Raw genomic sequence first — 20829 nt, 5'->3', positions numbered from 1 at the left:
GATTCTCACAGGTTCAGAGCGACAGTTCCGGGTGGAGCCGGTCCAGCGACCACACCTGCTTCTGACGGGCGGACAGGGCGGTCAGCGCCAGCGCGCCCACCGTGAAGGCGCCGAGGACGGCGACGGCCTGCCAGACCGGTCCGACCCCGCCGCCCGTGATGAGCCGGCGCAGTGCCTCGACGACGTACGTCATCGGCAGGTACGGGTGGATGGCGTTGAAGAAGCCCGGGCTGGTCTGCACGGGGTACGTGCCGCCCGCCGAGGTCAGCTGGAGCATCAGGACCGCGAGCACCAGGATGCGTCCCGCCGCGCCGAACTTGGCGTTCAGCCACTGGATGATGGCGGCGAAGCAGCAGGTCACCAGGACGAGGAAGCCGACGGTCCCGGCGGCCCGCGCCATCTGGAGCCCCAGGCCCCAGTGGAGCACGGACATCAGCGCGCCCACCTGCAGCACGCCGATCGCGGCGACCGGCAGCCAGCCCGCGAGCGCGATCCGCCAGGCGGAGGCGCCGGCGGCGAGGGCGCGTCGGTTGAGCGGCTGGATGATCATGTACGCGACCATCGCGCCGACCCAGAGGGAGAGCGGGATGAAGTACGGGGCGAAACCGGTGCCGTAATTGGGTGCCTTGTGCATCGACTGGGCGGCGAGCCGGACCGGGTCGGCCATCACCTCGGTGCGGCGGTCGCGGTCCTGCTTGTCGTAGTCCGGGATCTTCTTCACGCCGTCGCTGAGACCGGTCGCCAGCTCGCCCGAGCCGTCGGCCAGCTTGAACAGGCCGCCGTCGAGCGCGCCCGCGCCCTTCTTCAGCTTGCCGACGCCCGTGTCGAGGCTGCCGGCGCCGGTGCGGGCGCTCGTGAGGCCGGTGTGCAGCCGGTCGGCGCCGTCGGCGACCTGGTGGGCACCCTTGTTGAGCTCGTTGATCTTCTTGATGGCGCCCTCGATGTCCTCGTCGAGGTGCGGGGAGCGCCGGGCCAGTTCGTCGGCGTCCTTCTTCAGCTTGGCGAGCCGGGCGTCCAGGGTCTTCAGGTCGCCCTTGCTGTCCTTGGTCAGCTCGTGCAGGTCGTCGGCGATCTTCGCCACGTCGTGGGCCGATACCGAGGCCTTCTTGAGGATCTCGCAGCCCTTGGTGTCGGGGAGCAGGTTGTTCACGCACTGCTTGCGGTAGTACGCGGACAGCTCGTCGTCGGCCACGTGCGCGGCGCTGCGGGCGACCGGGGCGCGGCGCACCAGGTCGTCCAGGTTGTGCCGGACGGCGGTGGCCGAGTCGGAGACGAGCCGGGCGGTGTCGCGGATCGACTTGCCGTTGTTCGCCAGGTACGGGCGGACCTTGTCGGCGGTGCCGTTCACCTTGTCGGCCAGCTGCTGGGTGCCGTCGGCGACCTTGCGGGAACCGGCCTCCAGGTCCTTGGAGCCCTTGTCGAGCTTCTTGATGCCCGAGGACAGCTCGCCACTGCCCTTCTTGGCGTCCTTCAGGCCGTCGGCCAGGCTCTTGGAGCCGGCCTTCGCCTTGTCGACGCCCTCCTTGAGGTCACCGGCGCCCTTCGCCGCCTCGGCGGTGGCGTCGTGCAGGTCGGAGAAGGAGATGAAGATCTTGTCGAGGAAGGTGCGCGAGGACTTCGTGGAGGCGGCGGTGCGCACCTCGGAGAAGACCGTGCGGGAGATCTGCCCGACGATGTAGTTGTTGGCGTCGTTCGTGCGCACCTTCAGGGCGCCGGTCTCGGGGGAGGCGCCGGAGCTGGAGGCGATCCGCTCGCTGAAGTCGGACGGCATGGTCAGGGACAGGTAGTACGTCCCTTCCTCGACGCCCTCGCGCGCCTCCTCGTCGCTCACCTCGTGCCAGTCGAAGACGGCGCTCTCGCGCAGCTTCTCGGTGATGTCGGCGCCCGCGGTGATCTTCTGACCGCCGGTGGTGGCGCCCTTGTCCTCGTTGACGAGGGCGACGGGGATCTTGTCGAGCCTGCTGTACGGGTCCCAGAAGGAGCACAGGTACAGCGCGCCGTACAGCAGCGGCAGCAGCAGGATCGCGACCAGGGCGGCCGCCGGGAGCTTCCCCCTGCCGAACCGCTTCAGCTCAAGCGCGGCCAGTTTCGGCGAGCGCATCGGCCTCCCCCTCCTCGGTCTTCACGGTCTTCTCGGTCTTCGCGGTACTGGTGGTGTCCGCGGTCTTCGTGGTCTTCGTGGTTTTCGTGCTCTTCGTGCTCTTTGCCGTGTCGTCCCCGGCGTCGGCGGCGGGCTCCGCCGCGGGGGCGTCGGCGTCCCCGGCCGGGACGTTCTCGGCGGCGGCCGCCCCGGTGGCCGCCCTGCGGGTGGCGGTCGAGACGCGCAGGGCGCCCTCGGGGGCCTCGCTGCAGACGGCGAGGACGGTGGTGCCGGACGCGGCGACGGAGCGCAGCAGGGCCCAGGCCTCGGCGCGGTCGGCGTCCGACAGCTTGAGGTCGGTGTCGTCCAGGGCGAGCAGCCGGGGCCGGCCGACGAGGGCCAGCGCGACCGACAGGCGCAGCGCCTCCAGGCGCTCCAGGTCCCGTACGGAGGTCCGGTCGCCCTTCGGCAGCGTGGCCAGGTCGAGTCCGGCGGCCGCCAGGGCCTCGTCGATCCGGGCCCGCGCGGCGGCGGAGCGCTCGGCCGGGCGGCGCAGCAGGGCCTTGAGGGAGCCGTCGAAGCGGCGCTGCAGCAGGGCCCGCTCGCGCAGGTGCTCGGCGACGGTGAGCGCCGGGTCGAGGTCGCTGACGCCCGGCACGGGGCCGAGCGCGCTGATCCGACGCACGGCCGCCATCCTGCGGGGCAGCGCGAGCCCCGCCACCTCGGCGTGCCCCTCCTGGGTCTTCATGCGGCCGCTGAGCGCGAGCAGCAGGCAGGTCCGGCCGGAGCCGGAGGGGCCCTCGATCGCGACCAGGCTGCCGGGCGCGGCCTCGAAGCCGATCTCGCGGAACACCCAACCGCGCGGGCCCTTCAGGCCGAATCCGTCCGCGACGACGGCGGCGCCGTGCGGCTCGTCCGGGTTCGCTTCCACGATCCCCCCTGGGAACTCTTCGGGACTCTTTTGAACTGACTGGTCAGTTCAAAAAGTTACCCCTCGGTTGTCTTTCGCGCAAAACCCCAGGTCAGCCGGATTGTCAGTGGGGGCGTGCACGATGAACACATACGGCCACAGCGCCGTCACTCGACGACAGGAGGCTCGTCATGGCCGGCCACTCCGCCGCAGCCACGCCCCGGCGCCGCACCGGCGCGCGCCCTGCCCCCGCCCAGCTCGGACCCGCGTCCGACGTCCACCCGGTCCTGCGCCGCACCTCGGCACCGCCCGCCGCCCTCGACCTGCTCGCCAAGGCCAGGTCCGGACTCGACGAGGCCGCCGCCCTCGACGTGCCCAACGAGGCCTACGCCACCGCGCACCTCGCCGCCCTGCGCACCGCCGCCGCCGTGCTCGCCGCACGCGGCCGGCCCGAACGGGACCCGCGCAAGCGGGCCCGGATCCGCAGCACCTGGGAGGTGCTGCCCGAGATAGCGCCCGAGCTCACGGAATGGAGCGCCCTGTTCGCCGCGGGCGCCGAGCGCCGGGCCCGCGCCGAGGCCGGGATCACCGGCGCCGCGAGCCGTCGGGACGCCGATGACCTGCTGCGGGCCGCCGCCGTGTTCCTGCGCCTGGTCGAGCGACTGCTCGTCCTCCAGCCGGTGCTGCCGCGCCAGCCGGGCGCGGAGGAGGCCACGGGATGACCAGGGGATTCCTTCCGAGGCCATAGGGTGGGGGGCCGGACGTTCGTACCCGTCACCGAGGAGTCAGCAGCCGTGTCGGACCCTTCCCCCGTCTCCGGTCGAGAGGCGACCTCGCGCCCGTCGCGCGCCTCCCTGCGCACCGCCGTCGTCTGGGACGTCCTCCAGGACGCGCTCGACCGCCGCGTCGAGGCCACGGGGAAGAAGAGCCTCGACGTCCTCGACACGGGCGGCGGCGCGGGGAACTTCGCGGTGCCGGTGGCCCGCCTCGGCCACCGGGTCACCGTCGTCGACCCCAGCCCCAACGCGCTCTTCGCCCTGGAGCGGCGCGCCGCCGAGGCCGGCGTCGCCGACCTGGTCCAGGGCGTCCAGGGCGACATCCACGGCCTGTTCGACGTCGTCGGCCGCGAGGGCTTCGACGCCGTGCTGTGCCACGGCGTCCTGGAGTACGTGGACGACCCGGCCGAGGGCGTGCGCAACGCGGCCGCCGCGCTGCGCCCCGGCGGCAGCCTCAGCGTGCTCGCCTCCGGGCTCGGCGGCGCCGTGCTGGCCCGCGCCCTGGCCGGCCACTTCACCGAGGCGCGGCACGCGCTGAGCGACCCGGCGGGCCGCTGGGGCCACGGCGACCCCGTGCCGCGGCGCTTCACCGCCGAGCAGCTCACCGAGCTCGCCGCGGCCGCCGGACTCGACGTCGGCGCCGTCCACGGCGTCCGGGTCTTCGCCGACCTGGTGCCCGGCGTCCTCGTGGACACCGAACCCGGCGCGGCCGAGGCCCTGCTGCGCCTGGAGGCCGCGGCGGCCGAACTGCCGTCCTTCCACGCGATCGCGACCCAGCTGCACGTCCTGGGCGCGAAGCGGGCCTGAGGCCCGCCCGTCAGGCCACGCGCACGGCTGCGCCCCGGGTGCTCCTGACCCGGGGCGCAGCCGTGCGCGCTGAGCAGCGGCGCAGCCGCAGATGGAGTACGCCACAGACCGCCCGGACGGGGACTTGTCCCCGTATGATCGGGAGACACGATCCGGCATGACGGGCAGGGGGCTGGGGAATCAACGCCTCAGCATCCGAACCGCATGGCGGCCCGGATTGGCGATTTGGCATTGAGGGCGGGTTTCACGGGGGCGATTCCCTGCCTATCCTGAAAGGGCCGCAAACCGGTCGCCCCCGCGACCGACGACTAGGAGGACTCCGTGCCGCTCTCGGAGCACGAGCAGCGAATGCTCGAGCAGATGGAGCGAGCGCTGTACGCCGAAGATCCCAAGTTCGCGACAGCGCTCGAGGGAAGCGGACTGCGTACGTACACCCGGCGACGGGTCTACCAGGCAGTCGCCGGCTTCCTGGTGGGTATCGCGCTCCTCATGGCCGGAATGGTCGCCCAGCAGATCTGGATCAGCGTGGTGGGGTTCCTCGTCATGCTGGGCTGCGCGGTCCTGGCGGTCACCGGCTGGCGCAAGGCGCCCAAGCCGGGCGAGCACGTGCAGGCCGCCGGAGGCGGCCGTCGGACCCGGCAGCGACGCTCGATGATGAACCGCATCGAGGAGCGGTGGCAGCGCCGCCGCGACGAGCAGCAGGGCGGCCCCCACTGACGGCCCCCGCTCGGACGATGACCTGACATTCGTGGGCCCGCGCCTTCCGGCGCGGGCCCACGAATGTTTCCGGGCCTGCCGGACGTGCTTTCACCGCCCCTCGCGGATCGACCCCGAGGCTCTGCGCCGGACCGTGCTCTGCCCGACCGCGCTCGGCTCGACCATGCCCGGCCGGATGCGCCGGCCGGGACGTGCTCGGCCGAGACGTGCCGGCCTGACCGTCCTCGGTCTCCCGAGCCGCCAGGTCCGGCCCGGCGTTCCGGGCCCGTCGTGCTCGTACTGCCGGACTCCCGGACCGGAACTCCGGCCCGTCGTGCCCGGGCTCCCAGACTTCCGGACCGCCCGGCCACCGGACTCCCAGACCTCCGGCCCACCCGGCCCCCGGACTCCAGCACACCCAGAGCCACCGGGCCCCGGACCACCAGGCCCCAGGCCCCCGGAGCCCCCGCCCTGCTGGACGGGGACCCCAGGAGCCCGGCGTCAGCTCGCGTCGCGGGACGGGCGGCGGCGGGGTACCGAGTCGAGCAGCGCGCGGGTCTTCGCCGACCAGGCGTTCCCGAGCGCCGTCGTGCTCTCCTGCGCCGCCCGGACCACCCGTGCGGCCGAACGCGGTGCGAACCGTGCGCGCAGCCGGGTGCCGCGGGAGGACACGGTGTGGAAGCCGCGGCGGATGACGGCCACGTGCTCCGTCAGGCCCGTGGCCGGCAGGGGGCGCGGGGCGTAGAGGGCTTCCTCGACGGCCCGGGCCACCCGGTGCACCGCGTCGGCGGCGTCCTGCGGCAGCTCGGCCTCGCGGACGAGACGTGCCGCCGTCCTGCGGGGCGTCCGCGACTCGTCCGGGGCCACACCGTGGTCCCAGGCCAGGTCGTTGATCTCCTGCCACACCGCCAGGACCCGGGCGACCGGGTCGCCCGCCGGGCCGAGGCGCCTGGCCCGTACCTGCGTGCGCCACAGCAGGGGCAGCAGGAGGAGGGCGAGGAGGACCAGCAGGATCCCCAGGCAGATCAGGGCGATGACGTACGGGGGCAGGCCGCCGTCGTCCGAGGCCGCACCGCCCGCCGCCTGGTCCTGCCCGCACTCGCCGAGCCGCTTCAGCTGCGGCGGGCAGCTCTCCGAGCTGCTCGGCATCGCCGACGGCTGGGCCGAGGCGCTGGTGGACGGCTGCGCCGACGGGGTCGCCGCGCCACCCGAGGACTGCTCACGGGCGTAGTCCGGGACCGTGCCGCGCGAAGGCGTGGGCTCGAAGCGGGTCCAGCCGGCCCCCTCGAAGTACAGCTCGGGCCACGCGTGCGCGTCCCGGATGCCGACCGATACGGAGCCGTCGGACTGCGGGGTCCCCGGCATGAAGCCGACCGCGACCCGGGCCGGGATGCCCAGGGAGCGGGCCATCGCCGCCATCGAGAAGGAGAAGTGGACGCAGAAGCCCTCCTTGTCCTTCAGGAAGCGGGAGATCGCCTGGACGCCGGTGCCGGACTTGACCTCCACGTCGTAGCGGAAGCCGCCGTCCTCGGCGAACCAGTCCTGGAGCTTCACCGCCCGCTCGTAGTCGTTGCGCGCTCCCCGGGTCACCTCCAGGGCCGTCGACCGCACGTCGGCCGGGAGGGAGGCCGGGACCCGGGTGTACTCCCGGCGCAGCTCGTCCGGCGCGGCGGGGGCCGCCGACAGCTGCTCGGTGCTGGGCCGCACGTCCAGGCTGGTCACCGTGTAGCGGGCGCCCCGGGTGTTCTGCCCGCTGTCACCGACGAGCATCCGGCCGGCCGGCTCGTAGCGCCAGCTGCCCCCGATGGAGACCTTCGCCGCCGGGTACGGCATCGGCAGCCACTTCTGCTCGTACGCCGTGGAGGCGACGAAGTTGGTGGTGATCTGCGTGGTGCGGACCTCCTGCGAGAGGCCGACCGGCCAGGGCAGCTCGTCGGGCACGTCCTCGATCGGGCGGACCGAGGACTTCCAGGCGGTGCCGTCGAACTGGTCGAGCGCGACCAGCCGCAGATACATGTTCCCGGTGTCGGTGGCGTTGGTGCGGTAGCGCAGGACCTCGCGGTCCTCCGGCTGCCGCAGGTCGTTCTGGAGCGAGACCAGCGGGTTCACCGCCGAGATGGTGCCGCCCTTGCCGCCGGTGTCCTCGCCGCTGCCGCCACCGCCGAAGACGCCGCCGCTCAGTCCGGGCAGCGCGAACGGCACCACGAGGGCGATGCCCATCGCGACCGCGCCGATCCGGCGCCCGGTACGTGCCGGCGCGAACGCCGGGCCGCCCTCGCCGGGGGCGGAACCGGGCCGGCCGGAGCGCTGGGCGCCGCCGAAGACACGGCCCCACGCCGAGAGCCGGTCCCGGCCCTCGGCCAGGAGCAGCAGCAGGTAGCCGGCGGCGGCGAAGAGGAAGTACAGCCAGCCCGCGCCCCCGCCGGACAGCCCCGCGGCCACCGAGTACAGCGCGAGCAGCGGGAGTCCCGCCGGGGCCGCGCTGCGGAAGGTCACCGCGAGGGCGTCCACGACGAGTCCGACCACCGCGACGCCCGTCACCAGGAGCAGGCGGATGCCGGGCGTGTTCGGCGCCGGGATCGCGTACGTGCCGACGTCGTCCACCCCGGCCTGGAAGAGCGTGTCGAAGGCGGCGAAGACGTCCGGTCCCGGCAGCACGAGCAGGATCGCCTGCTCGCGGGCGAAGACCAGCGTGAGCACGAGCAGCGTGACGAGCGCCTGGGCGGCGATCGTCAGCGGCCGGGCGAGCGGCACCCGCCGCGTCACCGTGCCCACCGCGCTCTGCAGACCCAGCAGGAGCGCCGCCGTGAAGATCCAGGTGGCCGGCTTCACGAGCGGCACCAGGGCCGTCGCCGCCGCCAGCGTCGCGCCGAAGGCCGCGAGCGTCAGCCGCGCGCGCCCGCTCATGCCCAACCTCCGTACGTGTCGGCCGCGGGGGCCTGGACGGCCGCCCCGCCGGCCTGCTGCCACAGATCAGCGAGCCGGACGCCGGGGGCCACCGGGATCGCCTGCCACCCGGCCTCCCGCAGGGTCCGCAGCCGGTCCTCCACGGCCCCGGCGACGGCGCCGCCGGTCAGCCAGGTCCCGGAGTCGAGCACGAAGGCGATCGCCGCCCCGCCGCGCTGCCGCATCCGGGCCAAGAGCGCCGCCTGCTCCTCGTCGAGGTCGCCGACGAACGCGACGAGCAGTCCCTCGTGCCCGCCGCGCAGCACGTCGAACGCGCGGGAGAGCCCGGCTCCGTCGGAGTGGTCGACGACCGCGAGGGTGTCCATCATCAGCCCGGCGGCGTCCGTCGAATCCGCGGCGGAGCGGCCGGCCCCGGTGAAGCCCTCGGCGCCCTCGCCGGGCACGCTGCTGCCGGTGTCGGTGAGCAACCGGACCGAATAGCCGCGCTCCAGCATGTGCGTGAGCACGGAGGCGGCGCCGGAGACGGCCCATTCGAAGGCCGAGTCGGGCCCGGCGCCCTCGTAGGCGATGCCCCGGGTGTCCAGGAGCACCGTGCAGCGGGCACGCTGCGGCTGCTCCTCGCGGCGCACCATCAACTCGCCGTAGCGCGCGGTGGAGCGCCAGTGGACCCGGCGCAGGTCGTCGCCGTGCCGGTAGGCGCGCGGAATGATGTCGTCGTCCCCGGCGAGCGCGAGGGACCGCTGCTGCCCGTCTCCGTATCCGGCGGACTCGCCGGACAGCTTCACCGGCGGCAGCGGCTCGGTGCGGGGGACGACGGTCAGCATGTCGTAGGCGCTGAAGGAACGGGTCAGCTCACACATCCCGAAGGGGTCGTTGAGCCGCAGCTGGAGCGGGCCCAGGGGAAAGCGTCCGCGCAGGTCGGAGCGGACCCGGTAGGACACCTCGCGGCGGCCGCCCGCCTCGACGCGGTCGAGCACGAAGCGCGGGCGCGGCCCCAGCATGTACGGCACGTGGTCCTGGAGCATCAGCAGGCCGGTGGGCACCCGCGAGACGTTGTCCACGCGCAGGTGCACCCGGGCCTCGGCACCGGTCTCGACCCGCTGCGGGGCGAGCCGGCGGCTGCCGGCGACCCGGTAGCGGGTGCGGTGCAGCACGACGACGCAGATCAGCGGCAGCACGGCGAGCAGCAGCCCGACGCGCAGCAGATCGGCCTGGCCGAGCACATAGGCGCAGACGGCGGCCGCGACCCCGGCGGCGAGGAAGGACCGGCCGCGGGTGGTGAGCCCGCCCAGGGCGGCCCGCAGGCTGCCCCGGTCGCCGTCGTCCGGACTCCCCTGGGGACCGGCCCCCGGCGGAGCGGCGGCGGTGCTCATCACAGCCGCCGCGCGCCGGGCTGCTGCTGGCCGTAGAGCGGGCCGGGCTGCTGCACCGGGGGAGCGGCGGCCGGAACGGGGGTGCGCTGGAGGATGTCGTGCACGACCTGCTCGGACGTGCGGCGGCTCAGCTGGGCCTGCGCGGTGGGCAGCAGCCGGTGGGCGAGCACCGGGGCGGCGAGCGCCTGGACGTCGTCCGGCAGCACGTACTCCCGGCCGCTCAGCGCGGCGGACGCCTTCGCGGCCCGCAGCAGGTGGAGCGTGGCGCGCGGGGAGGCGCCGAGCCGCAGGTCGGGGTGGCTACGGGTGGCGGCGACGAGGTCGACCGCGTACCGCTTGACCGCGTCGGCGACGTGCACCGCGCGCACGGCCTCGATCAGCTTGAGGACGTCGTGGGCGTGGGCGACCGGCTGGAGGTCGTCCAGCGGGGAGACCGCGCCGTGCACGTCGAGCATCTTGAGCTCGGCCTCGGCGTTCGGATAGCCGATGGAGACGCGGGCCATGAAGCGGTCCCGCTGCGCCTCGGGCAGCGGGTACGTCCCCTCCATCTCCACCGGGTTCTGGGTGGCGACCACCATGAAGGGGCTCGGCAGTTCGTAGGTCTGGCCGTCGACCGTGACCTGGCGCTCCTCCATGGACTCCAGGAGCGCGGACTGGGTCTTCGGCGAAGCCCGGTTGATCTCGTCGCCGATGACGATCTGGGCGAAGATCGCGCCCGGCTTGAACTCGAACTCGCGCCGCTGCTGGTCGAAGATCGACACACCCGTGACGTCCGACGGCAGCAGGTCGGGCGTGAACTGGATACGGCGTACCGAGCAGTCGATGGACCGCGCCAGCGTCTTGGCCAGCATCGTCTTGCCCACGCCCGGGACGTCCTCGATGAGGAGATGTCCCTCGGCGAGCAGCACGGTCAGCGCAAGCCGTACGACCTCGGGCTTCCCCTCGATCACACCCTCCACCGACCTGCGGACCCGCTCCGCTGTGGTGGTCAGATCTGTGAGGCTCGCTCGATCGTCATAGGTCGTCACCCGGCCCTCCTCGGCCCTTTCCGCAGCACCGACACCTGCCCCCGGCGGATGGGCCGGGGGGTGTCACCCGTGCATTCTTGTTGGCGTGACCGGGTCGTGTCACTTGCCAACGGCGGGCCTGTGGATAACTCCGGTCGAATTGCCGGGGTTTGTGGCCTTGTGCCGGACCGGTCCGGGCCGAATCGACGGCCCGGACCGGGAGCGGCGGCGGGTTATTCGGCCGCGTCCACCGGGTCGATCTCGCGCAGCAGACCCGTCGTCACGTCGAAGACGAAGCCCCGCACGTCCTCGGTGTGCAGCAGGAACGGCGAGGTGCGCACCCGCTGCATCGACTGCCGGACGTCCTGGTCGACGTCCCGGAAGGCCTCCACGGCCCAGGCCGGACGCTGGCCGACCTCGTCCTCCAGCTCGTGCCGGAAGTCCTCGGTCAGCGACTCCAGGCCGCAGCCGGTGTGGTGCACCAGCATCACGCTGCGGGTGCCGAGCGCCCGCTGGCTGATCGTGAGCGACCGGATCACGTCGTCCGTGACCACACCACCCGCGTTGCGGATCGTGTGGCAGTCGCCGAGCTCCAGGCCGAGCGCGGCGTGCAGGTCGAGTCGGGCGTCCATGCAGGCGACCACGGCGACGTGCAGCACGGGCCGCGCGTCCATTCCCGGGTCGGTGAAGTCGGCGGCGTAACGGCGATTGGCCTGGACGAGACGGTCGGTGACCGCGCTCTCGTTGCGTATCGCGGCGGCTGAGGCGTGCGCAGAGGTCGACATGCCTCCGACGGTAATGGTCACGGGCCGTCCGAGCCTGCTGTGAGAGCGGACAAAGAGCGTCATTGAACCTTGTTGTGAGCGAACCCACAGGCCGTCGAGAACGGGGCCGACCGGGTGAACGGCACGAATCGTCCGGCCGTCGCCGCCCTGGCACGCGACGCGCCAGCCGGTTGGTTGACCGGCCGGTCCGGTGGACTAAAGTGGCGCGAAGTTCACGGAGACATCGCGCGATTTCTGCCGTTTCTCCCCGTAAGTGCGGCGGTACCCACGGCTCGGCCCTCCCGCTCGCCGGTGGTGCCTGTTCCCGCCGGATCTGAGAGGGCGCATTGAGCAACGACCGACACGTCCCGGTGATGCTCCAGCGGTGCCTGGACATGTTGGCGCCCGCCCTGGAACAGCCCGGCGCGGTCGTCGTCGACTGCACCCTGGGTCTCGGCGGACACAGCGAGGCGCTCCTGCGCCGCTTCCCCGAGGCGCGGCTCGTCGCCCTCGACCGGGACAAGGAGGCCCTGCGCCTGTCCGGCGAGCGGCTCGCCCCGTACGGAGAGCGCGCCACCCTCGTGCACGCGGTCTACGACGAGCTGCCCGAGGTCCTCGACCGGCTCGGCGTCCCGCGCGTCGACGGCGTCCTCTTCGACCTGGGCGTGTCCTCCATGCAGCTGGACGAGGCCGACCGCGGCTTCGCCTACGCGCAGGACGCCCCGCTCGACATGCGCATGGACCAGACGACCGGCATGAGCGCCGCCGAGGTCCTCAACACCTACCCGGCCGGCGAGCTCGTCCGCATCCTGCGCGCGTACGGCGAGGAGAAGCAGGCCAAGCGGATCGTCTCCGCGATCGTGCGCGAGCGCGAGAAGGAGCCGTTCACCAACAGCGCCCGCCTGGTCGAGCTGATCCGCGACTCCCTGCCGCAGGCCGCCAAGCGCACCGGCGGCAACCCGGCCAAGCGCACCTTCCAGGCGCTGCGCATCGAGGTCAACGGCGAGCTCTCGGTCCTGGAGCGGGCGATCCCGGCGGCGGTCAAGGCCCTCGCCGTCGGCGGCCGCATCGCCGTCCTCTCGTACCACTCCCTGGAGGACCGGCTGGTCAAGCAGGTGTTCGCGGCCGGGGCCGCCAACACCGCCCCGCCCGGCCTCCCGGTCGTCCCGGAGCGCTACCAGCCCCGCCTGAAGCTGCTCACCCGCGGCGCCGAGCTCCCCACCGAGGAGGAGGTCGCCGAGAACCGCCGGGCGGCCCCCGCGCGTCTGAGAGGTGCACAGCGGATCAGGGAGGACGAGCCGGCATGAGTCAGAAGGGGCCCCTCAAAGGACGGGCCGCGCGGCTCGGACGGCTCATGCCGTCCGGACCCAGTACCGCGGCCCGCACCCCCTTCGTCCTGCTCGTCGTCGTCCTGCTCGGCGGCGGTCTGATCTCCCTGCTGCTGCTCAACTCCGCCCTCAACCAGGGCTCCTTCAAGCTCAGCGAGCTGAAGAGGAAGACCACCGAGCTCACCGACGAGGAGCAGGCCCTCCAGCGGGACGTGGACGACAGCTCCGCCCCCGACGCCCTGGAGCGCCGGGCCCGCGAACTCGGCATGGTGCCGGGAGGCAGCCCCGCCTTCCTCGACCCCGACGGCAAGGTCCGCGGCGTGCCCTCCGAGGCGGTCTCCCCGAAGCCTTCGCCCCGGCCGGCCGTGACCCCCGACCGCACGCCCCCGGCGCCCGGCGGCCCGTCGAAGGCCCCGGACACGCCGAAGCCGCCCGTGTCGAAGCCGCCGGCCACCCCCGACACGCCGAAGAACACCGCGACCGCCCCGACGACCTCCGGCAGGTGACCCGTGCCCCCCAAGGAGCCCCCGCCCCGCCGTGTCCCCGGCCCCGCGCGGCCCGCACGCCCCCGCCCCGCAGCCTCCGGCAGGCCCGCACCCAGGCCCGACCGGCCCCGGCGTCCCGCCCCGCGGCCGGCCCCCAGGGCCCGCACGATCCGGCTCGGCAAGCCCAAGCCCCGGCTGCGCCTGGTCTCCCTCGGGCTGACCCTCGTCATGCTCGCGTTCGTCGTCCGGCTGCTCCAGGTCCAGGCCGTGGACGCCAGCGCGTACGCCGCCAAGGCGGAGAAGCACCGCTACCAGGAGTACACGCTCTCCGCCGACCGCGGTGAGATCACCGACCGCTCCGGGGTGGCCCTGGCCGCCAGCGTCGACGCGTACGACATCACCGCCGACCCCAAGCTCTTCACGCCCGAGGAGTCCAGGCTCCCGGACGCCCCGGAGCAGGCGGCCGCGCTGCTCGCCCCGATCCTCGGCAAGCAGCCCGCCGAGCTCGCCAAGAAGCTGCGCACCCCCAAGTCCCGCTACACCCTGCTCGCCCGCAAGCAGACGCCCCAGGTGTGGAACCAGATCAAGGACCTGAAGAAGGTCTACGAGCAGAAGGCCAAGCCCGCCAACGGCGGCAACGGCGTCAACCTGCTCGGCGGCGTCCTCAGCGAGCCCAGCAAGAAGCGCGTCTACCCCAACGGGGAGCTCGCCGCCGGGATACTGGGCTACGTCAACGCCGACGGCCGCGGCGCCGGCGGCGTGGAGTCCATGCTCGACACCGAGCTGGCCGGCAAGGACGGGAAGATCCGCTACGCCCAGTCCGGCGGACGGCGGGTGCCCACCGCCGGTTCCCAGGGCACCCCGGCCGTGCCCGGCTCCGACATCGAGCTGACCATCGACCGGGACATCCAGTGGGCCGCCCAGCAGGCCATCACCGAGCAGGTGAAGAAGTCCAGGGCCGACCGCGGCTACGTCATCGTCCAGGACACCCGGACCGGTGAGGTGCTCGCCATGGCCAACGCCCCCGGCTTCGACCCCAACGACCTCTCCCAGGCCAACTCCACCGCCATGGGCAACGCGGCCCTCCAGGACGCCTACGAGCCCGGCTCCACCAGCAAGGTGATGTCCATGGCCGCCGTCCTGGAGGAGGGCGTCGCCACCCCCGGCACCCGGGTCACCGTCCCCAACCGGCTGCACCGCGGCGACCGGCTCTTCAGCGACGACATCGACCACATCACCTGGTACCTGACCCTCAACGGTGTCCTGGCCAGGTCCAGCAACATCGGCACCATCCTGGCCACCGGGCAGCTCGGCAAGACCCAGGCCGAGTCCAACCGGGTGCTCTACAGCTATCTGCGCAAGTTCGGCCTCGGCAGCCCCACCGGCCTCGACTACCCCGGCGAGACCCCCGGCATCCTGGCCCAGCCGCAGGACTGGTCGACCTCGCAGCAGTACACGATCCCCTTCGGCCAGGGCCTCTCCGTCAGCGCCATGCAGGCCGCCTCCGTCTACTCGACGATCGCCAACGGCGGCGTCCGGATCGAGCCGACCCTGATCCGCGGCACCAAGGGCCCCGACGGACGCTTCACCGCGGCCCCGGCGCCCAAGGAGTCCCGGGTGATCAGCGAGAAGACCGCCAGGACCCTCGCGCAGATGCTGGAGTCCGTCGTCGACGACGAGGACGGCACCGGCAACAAGGCCGCCATCCCCGGCTACCGCGTCGCCGGCAAGACCGGCACGGCCAACCGCGTCGACCCCGAACTCGGCCGCTACAAGGGCTACACCGCCTCCTTCGCCGGCTTCGCCCCCGCCGACCAGCCCCGCGTGACGGTCTACTGCGCCATCCAGAACCCCACCAAGGGCAGCTACTTCGGCGGCCAGATCTGCGGACCCATCTACAAGAAGGTCATGGAGTTCGCCCTCAAGACCCTGCACGTCCCCCCGACCGGCAGCGGGCCCGCCCGGCTCCCGGTGACCTTCAAGCCGTGATCCCCCCGAAAGCCGTACGACCGTGACACCCCGTGACACTCCGGGAGCTCCAGTGACAACGATCACCCCTCGTTCCGGGAACCGGAAATCGAACTCCGGCGACGACGCGGCCCGATTTAGCCCCCCGGCGGGTGCGCCCGGTACGCTCACCGCCGTGCCACACGCTGATCAGTACCGAACCTCCCCGCCCCGCCCGGAGCGGCTCCGCCCGACACCCCTGGGCGAGCTCGCCGCACGGCTGGGCGTCGAGACCACCGGCGCCGGACCCGACGCCGAGGTCTCGGGCATCACGCACGACTCGCGGGCGGTCCGCCCCGGCGACCTGTACGCGGCGCTGCCCGGCGCCCGCGCGCACGGGGCCGACTTCGTCGCCCAGGCCGCAGGCCTCGGCGCCGCCGCCGTCCTGACCGACCCGGCCGGAGCCGAGCGCGCCGCCGCGACCGGTCTGCCGGTCCTCGTCGTCGAGGACCCGCGCGGACGGATGGGCGAGCTCGCCGCCGAGATCTACGGGAGCCCCGGCGCGGACCTCCTCCAGATCGGCATCACCGGCACCTCGGGCAAGACCACCACCGCCTACCTCGTCGAAGGCGGACTGCGCGGCGCGGGCAAGGCCACCGGCCTGGTCGGCACCGTCGAGATGCGCATCGGCGACGAGCGCATCAAGTCCGAGCGGACCACCCCCGAAGCCACCGACCTCCAGGCCCTGTTCGCCGTCATGCGCGAACGCGGCGTCGAGGCCGTCGCGATGGAGGTCTCCAGCCACGCCCTCGTGCTCGGCCGGGTCGACGGCTGCGTCTTCGACGTCGCCGTCTTCAACAACCTGAGCCCGGAGCACATGGAGTTCCACTCCGACATGGAGGACTACTTCCAGGCCAAGGCGCGGCTGTTCACGCCCCGGCGCAGCAGGCGCGGCGTGGTGAACCTCGACGACGAGTACGGCCGCCGGCTCGCGAAGGAGGCGTCCGTCCCGGTCGTCACCTTCTCCGCCGCGGGCGACCCGAACGCCGACTGGCGCGCCGAGGACGTCGTCACCGGAGCCGCCGACTCCACCTTCGTGGTGGTCGGTCCGGACGGCGCGCGGATCTCCGCCACCGCCCCGCTGCCCGGCCCGTTCAACGTGGCCAACACACTCGCCGCGATCGTCACCCTCGCCGCCGCGGGCATCGACCCGCAGACCGCCGCCGACGGCATCGCCGCCGTCCCCGGCGTTCCCGGGCGCCTGGAGCGCGTCGACGCCGGCCAGCCGTACCTGGCGGTCGTCGACTACGCGCACAAGACGGACGCCGTCGAGTCGGTCCTGCGCTCGCTGCGCGAGGTGACCCGCGGGAAGCTGCACGTCGTCATCGGCTGCGGCGGCGACCGCGACACCACCAAACGCGGCCCGATGGGCGCGGCCGCGGCCCGGCTCGCCGACACCGCGGTCCTCACCTCGGACAACCCGCGCTCCGAGGACCCGCTCGCGATCCTCACCGCGATGCTCGCAGGCGCCTCCGAGGTGCCGGCGTACCAGCGCGGCGAGGTCCTGGTCGACGCCGACCGGGCCGCCGCGATCGCCGCGGCCGTGGCCCGAGCGCAGCCGGGCGACACCGTCCTCGTCGCGGGCAAGGGCCACGAGCAGGGCCAGGAGACCGCCGGCGTGGTCCGCCCCTTCGACGACCGTCAGGTCCTGCGCGAGGCGATTCTCAGCCGGCAAGGCCAGCAGGACGCACCCCGTCACCAGAACAGTCAGGGATGAAGCAGTGATCGCCCTCTCCCTCGCCGAGATCGCCGAAATCGTCGGCGGGCAGCCGCACGACATACCGGATCCGGCCGTCCAGGTCACCGGCCCCGTCGTGATCGACTCCCGCGAGGTGCGGCCCGGCAGCCTCTTCGCCGCCTTCGCGGGCGAGCGCGTCGACGGCCACGACTACGCGCAGCGGGCCGTCGAGGCGGGCGCCGTCGCCGTGCTGGCGACCCGCCCCGTCGGCGTGCCCGCGCTCGTCGTGCCGGACGTCCAGGCAGCGCTCGGGGCCCTCGCCCGGGCGGTCGTCGGACGCCTCGGCACCGATGTCGTCGCGCTCACCGGCTCGGCCGGCAAGACCTCCACCAAGGACCTGATCGCCCAGGTCCTCGACAGCCACGCGCCCACCGTGTGGACGCCCGGCTCCCTCAACAACGAGATCGGCCTGCCGCTGACCGCGCTCAGGGCCGACGCCGGCACCCGGCACCTCGTCCTGGAGATGGGAGCGCGCGGAATCGGCCATATCCGCTACCTCACCGGCCTCACTCCGCCGCGCATCGGGCTCGTCCTCAACGTGGGCAGCGCGCACATCGGCGAGTTCGGCGGGCGCGAGCAGATCGCCGAGGCCAAGGGCGAACTGGTCGAGTCCCTGCCCGCGGCCGAGGACGGCGGCATCGCCGTGCTGAACGCCGACGACCCCCTCGTACGCGCCATGGCCGGAAGGACCAAGGCGCGTGTCGTCCTGTTCGGAGAGGCGGACGAAGCGGCCGTACGTGCCGAGAATGTCCGGCTCACAGATAACGGACAGCCCTCTTTCAGGCTTCACACACCCACCGGGTGCAGCGACGTGACCTTGCGCCTGTACGGTGAGCACCACGTGTCGAACGCGCTCGCCGCGGCCGCCGTCGCCCATGAGCTGGGCATGCCCGTGGAGGAGATCGCCACCGCGCTCTCCGAGGCGGGCACCCTGTCGCGCTGGCGCATGGAGGTCACCGAGCGTCCGGACGGCGTGACGATCGTCAACGACGCCTACAACGCGAACCCCGAGTCCATGCGAGCCGCTCTTCGCGCGCTCGCGGCCATGGGCAGGCCCGCCCAGGCCAGGGGGTGTCGTACGTGGGCGGTGCTCGGCAAGATGGCCGAGCTCGGAGACGAGTCGCTCGCCGAGCACGACGCGGTCGGACGGCTCGCCGTCCGGCTCAACGTCAGCAAGCTCGTCGCGGTCGGGGACAGGGAAGCGTCCTGGCTGCAACTGGGCGCCTATAACGAGGGTTCGTGGGGTGAGGAGTCGGTGCACGTGTCCGACGCGCAGGCGGCGGTCGACCTGTTGCGCAGTGAGCTGCGCCCGGGGGACATCGTCCTGGTGAAGGCTTCCAGGTCGGTCGGTCTGGAGCGGGTCGCTCTGGCACTGCTCGAGGGCTTCGAGGGTGAGGTCGCCGGCCGATGAGGCAGATCCTCTTCGCGGGGGCCATCGGGCTCTTCCTGACCCTGATCGGCACCCCGCTGCTCATCAAGCTGCTCGCCCGCAAGGGATACGGACAGTTCATCCGCGACGACGGCCCGCGCGGCCACGCCGGGAAGAAGGGCACGCCCACCATGGGCGGCATCTCCTTCATCCTGGCCACCCTCATCGCGTACGCCCTGGCCAAGGTCATCACCGGTGAGGACCCGACGTACTCGGGCGTCCTGGTGCTGTTCCTGATGGCCGGCATGGGCCTGGTCGGCTTCCTCGACGACTACATCAAGATCGTCAAGCAGCGTTCGCTCGGTCTGCGGGCCAAGGCGAAGATGGCCGGCCAGCTCATCGTCGGCATCGCCTTCGCCGTGCTTTCGCTGCAGTTCGCCGACCTGCGCGGCAACACCCCGGCCTCCACGAAGCTCTCCTTCATCACCGACTTCGGCTGGGCCATCGGCCCGGTGCTGTTCGTGGTCTGGGCGCTCTTCATGATCCTGGCCATGTCCAACGGCGTGAACCTGACGGACGGTCTGGACGGTCTGGCCACCGGCGCCTCGGTGATGGTCTTCGGCGCCTACACCTTCATCGGGCTCTGGCAGTTCCAGGAGTCGTGCGCCAACGCCATGACCCTGACCAACCCCAACGCCTGCTTCGAGGTACGCGATCCGCTCGACCTCGCGGTCGTCGCCTCCGCGCTGATGGGCGCCTGCTTCGGCTTCCTGTGGTGGAACACCTCGCCCGCCAAGATCTTCATGGGTGACACCGGCTCGCTGGCCCTGGGCGGCGCGCTGGCCGGTCTCGCCATCTGCTCCCGTACGGAGCTGCTGCTCGCCCTCCTGGGCGGCCTGTTCGTGATGATCACGATGTCCGTGGTCATCCAGGTCGGCTCCTTCAAGATGACGGGCAAGCGCGTCTTCCGGATGGCGCCCCTGCAGCACCACTTCGAACTCAAGGGGTGGTCCGAGGTCCTGGTCGTCGTCCGCTTCTGGATCATCCAGGGCATCTACGTGATCGTGGGCCTGGGCATCTTCTACGCGGGATGGGCGTCCGAAAAGTGAGCGAGCTGGACTGGCAGGGCAAGCACGTCACCGTCGCCGGACTCGGCGTGAGCGGCATCCCGGCCGCCCGTGTCCTGCACGGCCTCGGCGCGGTCGTCACGGTCGTCAACGACGGCGACGACGAGCGCTCCCGGGCCCAGGCGGCCGAGCTGGAGGCGGAGGGAATCACCGTCCGCCTCGGCGACGGGGCCACCCTGCCGCCCGGCACCGAGCTGATCGTCACCGCGCCGGGCTGGCAGCCCGACAAGCCGCTCTTCCAGGCCGCCCGGGCGGCCGGCGTGGAGATCTGGGGCGACGTCGAGCTCGCCTGGCGCCTGCGCGGCCCTGACGCCGCGCCCTGGCTCGCGGTCACCGGCACCAACGGCAAGACCACGACCGTGCGGATGCTCGCCTCCATCCTGGAGGCGGCCGGTCTGCGGACCGCCGCCGTCGGCAACATCGGCGTCTCGCTCCTCGACGCCGTGCTCGGCGAGGAGCGCTACGACGTGCTCGCCGTGGAGCTCTCCAGCTACCAGCTGCACTGGGCGCCCTCGCTGCGCGCCCACTCGGCCGCCGTGCTCAACCTGGCGCCGGACCACCTCGACTGGCACGGCTCCATGGAGGCGTACGCCGCCGACAAGGGGCGCGTCTACGAGGGCAACCAGGTCGCCTGCGTGTACAACGTGGCCGACGAGGCCACCGAGGACCTGGTCCGCGAGGCCGACGTCGAGGAGGGCTGCCGTGCCATCGGCTTCACCCTCGGCACCCCCGGCCCCTCGCAGCTCGGCATCGTCGAGGACATCCTCGTCGACCGCGCCTTCGTCGAGAACCGGCAGAAGAACGCCCAGGAGCTTGCCGAGGTCTCCGACGTCCAGCCGCCGGCCCCGCACAACATCGCCAACGCGCTCGCCGCGGCCGCCCTCGCCCGCGCCTTCGGCGTCGAGCCGAGGGCCGTACGGGACGGGCTGCGCAACTTCCGGCCCGACCCGCACCGGATCGAACTGGTCGAGGAGATCCAGGGCGTCGTCTACGTCGACGACTCCAAGGCCACCAACACCCATGCCGCGGAAGCCTCGTTGGCGGCCTACGACCCGATCGTCTGGATCGCCGGCGGCCTCGCCAAGGGCGCGACCTTCGACGAACTCGTCGCGAAGTCCGCGAAGCGGCTGCGCGGGGTCGTCCTGATCGGCCAGGACCGGGCGCTGATCCGCGAAGCCCTGGCGCGACACGCCCCCGAGGTCCCGGTGGTCGAGCTCGACCGGACCGACACTGGGGCGATGTCCGCCGCGGTCCAGGAGGCGGCCGCGCTCGCCGGACCCGGGGACACGGTCCTCCTCGCCCCGGCCTGTGCGTCGATGGACATGTTCGCCAATTACAACAAGCGGGGCGAGGCCTTCGCGGACGCCGTCCGCGCCCTCGCCGCCACCGGGCGCGCCTGACCTGACCAGCCAACAGGTCCGGCGCGGCCGGGCACGACTGGAGGGGACAGCGACC

The 20829-nt window shown here is 72.9% G+C and carries 16 protein-coding genes; 10 read left to right on the top strand and 6 right to left on the bottom strand.

Features of this window, described 5'->3' with window-relative positions:
* Window positions 1-13 precede the first annotated feature (13 nt).
* Both AB0M16_RS26845 and AB0M16_RS26840 read right to left on the bottom strand, forming a co-directional pair.
* Complete coding sequence (locus AB0M16_RS26845; protein ID WP_365347225.1) at window positions 14-2101, bottom strand: YhgE/Pip domain-containing protein; 2088 nt, start codon at window positions 2099-2101, stop codon at window positions 14-16.
* Window positions 2073-3011 carry an ATP-binding cassette domain-containing protein gene (locus AB0M16_RS26840; protein ID WP_365347223.1) on the bottom strand — a complete coding sequence of 313 codons (939 nt, stop codon included), beginning with the start codon at window positions 3009-3011 and terminating at the stop codon, window positions 2073-2075. Before AB0M16_RS26840 ends, AB0M16_RS26845 begins: the two co-directional genes overlap by 29 nt.
* 170 nt (window positions 3012-3181) lie before the next feature.
* On the opposite strand from AB0M16_RS26840, the gene AB0M16_RS26835 reads away from it, so the two are divergent.
* From AB0M16_RS26835 to AB0M16_RS26825, 3 genes are all read left to right on the top strand, one after another.
* Window positions 3182-3712, top strand: coding sequence for an SAV_6107 family HEPN domain-containing protein (locus AB0M16_RS26835; protein WP_365347221.1), 531 nt, complete (start codon window positions 3182-3184; stop codon window positions 3710-3712).
* Window positions 3713-3784: 72 nt separating this feature from the next.
* Entirely contained in the window at window positions 3785-4573 is a 789-nt protein-coding gene (locus tag AB0M16_RS26830) for a methyltransferase (RefSeq protein WP_365347219.1), read from the top strand.
* A gap of 321 nt (window positions 4574-4894) precedes the next feature.
* Window positions 4895-5290: a DUF3040 domain-containing protein gene (locus AB0M16_RS26825; protein ID WP_365347217.1), complete on the top strand. Its 396-nt coding sequence runs from the start codon at window positions 4895-4897 to the stop codon at window positions 5288-5290.
* A 480-nt stretch (window positions 5291-5770) separates the two neighbouring features.
* On the opposite strand, the gene AB0M16_RS26820 is transcribed toward AB0M16_RS26825, so the two are convergent.
* The 4 genes from AB0M16_RS26820 to AB0M16_RS26805 all read right to left on the bottom strand — a co-directional run bounded on the left by AB0M16_RS26820 (window position 5771) and on the right by AB0M16_RS26805 (window position 11404).
* Window positions 5771-8176 carry a DUF3488 and transglutaminase-like domain-containing protein gene (locus AB0M16_RS26820; protein WP_365347215.1) on the bottom strand — a complete coding sequence of 802 codons (2406 nt, stop codon included), beginning with the start codon at window positions 8174-8176 and terminating at the stop codon, window positions 5771-5773.
* Window positions 8173-9549, bottom strand: a complete 1377-nt coding sequence (locus AB0M16_RS26815; protein ID WP_365347213.1) for a DUF58 domain-containing protein — start codon at window positions 9547-9549, stop codon at window positions 8173-8175. The genes AB0M16_RS26820 and AB0M16_RS26815 overlap by 4 nt, the downstream gene beginning before the upstream one ends.
* Entirely contained in the window at window positions 9549-10577 is a 1029-nt protein-coding gene (locus AB0M16_RS26810) for a MoxR family ATPase (protein ID WP_365347211.1), read from the bottom strand. The genes AB0M16_RS26815 and AB0M16_RS26810 overlap by 1 nt, the downstream gene beginning before the upstream one ends.
* 212 nt (window positions 10578-10789) lie before the next feature.
* On the bottom strand, window positions 10790-11404 hold the full coding sequence (locus AB0M16_RS26805; protein ID WP_365347209.1) for a carbonic anhydrase: 615 nt from the start codon (window positions 11402-11404) through the stop codon (window positions 10790-10792).
* A gap of 263 nt (window positions 11405-11667) precedes the next feature.
* Between AB0M16_RS26805 and rsmH the strand changes: the two genes are divergently transcribed.
* The 7 genes from rsmH (at window position 11668) to murD (ending at window position 20774) form a co-directional block, all read left to right on the top strand.
* Window positions 11668-12627, top strand: a complete 960-nt coding sequence (gene rsmH, locus AB0M16_RS26800; protein ID WP_365347207.1) for a 16S rRNA (cytosine(1402)-N(4))-methyltransferase RsmH — start codon at window positions 11668-11670, stop codon at window positions 12625-12627.
* On the top strand, window positions 12624-13154 hold the full coding sequence (locus AB0M16_RS26795; RefSeq protein ID WP_365347205.1) for a cell division protein FtsL: 531 nt from the start codon (window positions 12624-12626) through the stop codon (window positions 13152-13154). The genes rsmH and AB0M16_RS26795 overlap by 4 nt, the downstream gene beginning before the upstream one ends.
* 3 nt (window positions 13155-13157) lie before the next feature.
* Window positions 13158-15122 (top strand): penicillin-binding protein 2, encoded by a 1965-nt coding sequence (locus AB0M16_RS26790; RefSeq protein WP_365347203.1) that lies wholly within the window; start codon window positions 13158-13160, stop codon window positions 15120-15122.
* Window positions 15123-15276: 154 nt separating this feature from the next.
* On the top strand, window positions 15277-16857 hold the full coding sequence (locus tag AB0M16_RS26785) for a UDP-N-acetylmuramoyl-L-alanyl-D-glutamate--2,6-diaminopimelate ligase (RefSeq protein WP_365347201.1): 1581 nt from the start codon (window positions 15277-15279) through the stop codon (window positions 16855-16857).
* A gap of 4 nt (window positions 16858-16861) precedes the next feature.
* Entirely contained in the window at window positions 16862-18289 is a 1428-nt protein-coding gene (gene murF, locus AB0M16_RS26780; RefSeq protein WP_365347199.1) for a UDP-N-acetylmuramoyl-tripeptide--D-alanyl-D-alanine ligase, read from the top strand.
* On the top strand, window positions 18286-19356 hold the full coding sequence (gene mraY / locus AB0M16_RS26775; protein WP_365347197.1) for a phospho-N-acetylmuramoyl-pentapeptide-transferase: 1071 nt from the start codon (window positions 18286-18288) through the stop codon (window positions 19354-19356). The genes murF and mraY overlap by 4 nt, the downstream gene beginning before the upstream one ends.
* On the top strand, window positions 19338-20774 hold the full coding sequence (murD, locus tag AB0M16_RS26770; protein ID WP_365347195.1) for a UDP-N-acetylmuramoyl-L-alanine--D-glutamate ligase: 1437 nt from the start codon (window positions 19338-19340) through the stop codon (window positions 20772-20774). Before mraY ends, murD begins: the two co-directional genes overlap by 19 nt.
* Window positions 20775-20829: the final 55 nt, after the last annotated feature.

The sequence above is a fragment of the Streptomyces sp. NPDC051921 genome (genome assembly GCF_040680975.1).
GTDB lineage: Bacteria > Actinomycetota > Actinomycetes > Streptomycetales > Streptomycetaceae > Streptomyces.
Note: the sequence above shows the minus strand (reverse complement) of the source record. Positions and strands in the feature narration are given on the sequence as shown.

Coding starts and splice junctions, on each gene's coding strand:
- AB0M16_RS26820 (WP_365347215.1), bottom strand. CDS start 8,176: ATGAGCGGGCGCGCGCGGCTGACGCTCGCGGCCTTCGGCGCGACGCTG.
- AB0M16_RS26795 (WP_365347205.1), top strand. CDS start 12,624: ATGAGTCAGAAGGGGCCCCTCAAAGGACGGGCCGCGCGGCTCGGACGG.
- AB0M16_RS26835 (WP_365347221.1), top strand. CDS start 3,182: ATGGCCGGCCACTCCGCCGCAGCCACGCCCCGGCGCCGCACCGGCGCG.
- mraY (WP_365347197.1), top strand. CDS start 18,286: ATGAGGCAGATCCTCTTCGCGGGGGCCATCGGGCTCTTCCTGACCCTG.
- AB0M16_RS26845 (WP_365347225.1), bottom strand. CDS start 2,101: ATGCGCTCGCCGAAACTGGCCGCGCTTGAGCTGAAGCGGTTCGGCAGG.
- AB0M16_RS26805 (WP_365347209.1), bottom strand. CDS start 11,404: ATGACGCTCTTTGTCCGCTCTCACAGCAGGCTCGGACGGCCCGTGACC.
- murD (WP_365347195.1), top strand. CDS start 19,338: ATGGGCGTCCGAAAAGTGAGCGAGCTGGACTGGCAGGGCAAGCACGTC.
- AB0M16_RS26815 (WP_365347213.1), bottom strand. CDS start 9,549: ATGAGCACCGCCGCCGCTCCGCCGGGGGCCGGTCCCCAGGGGAGTCCG.